The sequence below is a fragment of the Okeania hirsuta genome (genome assembly GCF_003838195.1).
GTDB lineage: Bacteria > Cyanobacteriota > Cyanobacteriia > Cyanobacteriales > Microcoleaceae > Okeania > Okeania hirsuta.
The window spans coordinates 1-3,087 of record NZ_RCBY01000442.1; the positions used below are offsets into that span (position 1 = coordinate 1).

Genomic DNA, 3,087 nt, shown 5'->3' on the forward strand with positions numbered 1-3,087 from the left:
ATGGCAGCTTCCTTGACAGTCAAATCTTCACCTGCGATCGCACAAATACATGCTTCATAGAGTGCTTCAGGAAATGGCATTTCTGTAAGAGGAGCAAGAATACTCCGACGCACTAACCAATTATCGTCTTGACGGAATGTTTCCAGTAAATGAGGAATTGACTCTTCTCCAAACTTAGATAGGGAGTTTGCAGCTTCAGCTCGCACATTGTAGTCTTGGTCATTTTTCATCATTTCCAGTAAGATTTTAAATGATTCTGGACTGCGTTTATTGCCCAATCCCATTGCTACAAATGAACGTACTATAAATTCTGGGTCGCGCTGTCTAGTTATGAGCAAAGGAATTGCTATTTCGCTTTCATAATTTCTCAACTCGGTCAGTGCTTTGAGTCTCTCTTGAGAATCAGAGCTATTTAAGTATAACTGAATTTGCTTCATTTCCATGTTAAGGCTTCCTTAATTTTATTTACGTTTCTTTACAAATACTAGCAACTAATCCCTAAATCTGGGATGATAAATTTCAGAAAAATACAAAAATTGATGAGAAAGTCATTATGTCTGAAACTATAGAAGCCAATACTTCAACACCAAAAGTTCAAGAAATAGAAGAAGTAATCACAGGTTTAGAGCAATTGAAAGAGCGTATTGTCAATGACACTATAGAAACAGCGAAAAAAGTTAAGATGCCTAAAGCCAAGGTAATGGCCAAGTTGGAACAACATCCAGAATTGTCCTTTATTGATAAAACCCTGAAAGAGCTGCGTTTACAACAACCTACACCTTTAACTGAAGCTGCCAAACAATTAATTCCTAAAGCGAGAATAGTTAGTTTTAAAACTTGGGAAGAGGTTTTACCAACAGAAGTAATTCAACTATTTCAAATGGCTGATGATGAAGGTCGTTATTTAACAGATGATGATTTACAGGTACTCAAAAATTATGCAAAAATGCCAACTTTTTCTCTTGAAGCTGCTAGTTTACTTCGAGATTGTGCAGCAGAAATAGTTGATGAAGCTAGGGAAAAAGTATTAGCAAAATATCCGAATATTACAGCAGAAGGAGGCGATTTATATCCACCAGCACGAGCCGAAGCTTGTTGGCGAGACTTCTGGCATTTTTTACGTTGTATTACTTATGGAATTGCTGGCGATCGGACAGATTTTACCAGTGCTGAAGGTCTGCATTATATGAATTTACTTTATCAAGAATTGCTTGTACCACTATCAGCAATGGTGTTAGGTTTAGAAGCAATTAAAACGGCTAGCTTAAAAAGATTTTCCGAGGAAAAACAAGCAGAATTAGCTCCTTATTTTGACCATTTAGTTAGTAAATTACAGCAGTTTTCTACTTGTTGAAGAAGGAGTCAGGAGTCAGGAGTCAGGAGTCAGGAGGGAAGAAATTCCAGTAGTGGACTGACACACCTAATTTTTTGCATTAGGGAGTAGAGGAGTAGGGGAGTAGGGGAGATAAAGACACCTAGAAATAACAATCTATTGCACAGTTTTAGCTGTGTCAGTTTACTACAAGTAAAATTTACAAGTAAAATTCGATGCACTAAATAAAGCTTAAAACTCAGAGCAATATTTTTCCTTCTTGCTTCTTGCTTCTTGCTTCTTGCTTCTTACTTCTTAAGCATAAAACTCAAAAATAGGTTTTCCTATGAGTCAAAATATTATCGATTTATATGAACCAATTAATATTCCTAAAATAGTAGATGAAAATATTTGGATTGTTGATGGAGGAATTGTCACAATGGCAATGTATGGAACCAGGATTCCATTTCCTACACGCATGACAATTGTGCGACTAAAAAATGGTGAATTATGGTGTCATTCTCCCATAGAATTAACCCCAAAATTAAAAGCAGAAATTGATAAATTAGGTTTAGTGCGTCACTTAATTTCACCTAACAAAATTCATTATACTTACATTCATAATTGGGCAAAGGCTTATCCAGAAGCTACTGCATGGGCATCACCAGGAGTTTTAGAACGAGCAGCACAACAGAAAATTGAGGTGACTTTTCATACTTTTTTAGCAGATGAAGCGCCCGTTGAATGGTCAGAAGAAATTGCTCAATTAATTTTTCGAGGTAGTAGATTTATGGATGAAGTAGTTTTTTTTCATCGCCAAAGTTCTACCCTTATTCTGACAGATTTGATTGAAAATTTTGAGCTGAATAAAGTTAGTAAAAAATTTGGTTTTCTCATAAAGTTGATTGGTTGTGCAGCTCCAAATGGTAAAACACCACTGGATTTGCGAGTAACATTTTGGGGGCGAAAAAATCAAGCTCGTGACTGTTTCAAGCAGATGTTAAAATGGGAGCCTCAAAAAATTATTTTATCCCACGGAAAATGGTATGAAAAAAATGGTACTGCTGAATTAAATCGAGCTTTTGCTTGGTTAGGAAAGAGTTAACGAAGTCAGAAGTCAGAAGTCAGAAGCTATTAATGTGACTTTTCAAAAGTTTTGTATGCTTTAGCGTAAAAGGAAAATTTTTTTGATGACGAACGACTTTTTTGTCAATATCGACCTATCAAAAAAAATAGCATCATCTTACTCACTACCAAATATCCTCATCGGAGCAGCTCATCAACTTATTCAACATTTGATGATGGATAATTAAGTAGATATTATATTTCCCATTACTATAAGATAGTAATGGGAAATATAATATCTACTTAATTATCCATCACCAAATATCCTCATCGGAGCAGCTCATCAACTTATTCAACATTTGATGATGGATAATTAAGTAGATATTATATTTCCCATTACTATCTTATAGTCCTAATATATTAATTTGAATATCGTCAAGAGAAATGTCAGAAACTAATAATAAAAAAGAAGATATTTCACTATTGCAAGCTTGGCAGAAAAAAATTGAGTTAGCTAATACTAATAATATATTTTGTCATTCCATCAGTTTTTTTGTTAGTGAAATTTGTTTGATTTTGCTTCCATCAGGTATTGTTCTGTGGTTTCTGACTTTAATCAAACCTATTTTAGGAATTGAAATATATAACAATTTACTATTAATTGATGAAAATTTTAACCAAGAATCATCAGCATTAGGAAAGTTCAATGA

At 34.4% G+C, this 3,087-nt stretch carries 5 protein-coding genes; 4 read left to right on the plus strand and 1 reads right to left on the minus strand.

What is annotated here, in order from left to right:
• Positions 1-443 (minus strand): HEAT repeat domain-containing protein (locus D5R40_RS31510; protein ID WP_134239652.1); only part of this gene is annotated, 443 nt, incomplete at its 3' end.
• 110 nt (positions 444-553) lie between these two features.
• Between D5R40_RS31510 and D5R40_RS31515 the strand changes: the two genes are divergently transcribed.
• The 4 genes from D5R40_RS31515 to D5R40_RS31525 form a co-directional block, all read left to right on the plus strand.
• Positions 554-1,354: a DUF8630 family protein gene (locus D5R40_RS31515; protein ID WP_240038838.1), complete on the plus strand. Its 801-nt coding sequence runs from the start codon at positions 554-556 to the stop codon at positions 1,352-1,354.
• A gap of 304 nt (positions 1,355-1,658) precedes the next feature.
• Positions 1,659-2,417: a DUF4336 domain-containing protein gene (locus tag D5R40_RS31520; protein WP_124143937.1), complete on the plus strand. Its 759-nt coding sequence runs from the start codon at positions 1,659-1,661 to the stop codon at positions 2,415-2,417.
• An 85-nt stretch (positions 2,418-2,502) separates the two neighbouring features.
• Complete coding sequence (locus D5R40_RS41705) at positions 2,503-2,625, plus strand: hypothetical protein (RefSeq protein ID WP_275670311.1); 123 nt, start codon at positions 2,503-2,505, stop codon at positions 2,623-2,625.
• Between the two features lie 196 nt (positions 2,626-2,821).
• On the plus strand, positions 2,822-3,087 hold a 266-nt coding region (locus tag D5R40_RS31525; RefSeq protein WP_339379521.1), incomplete at its 3' end, for a hypothetical protein.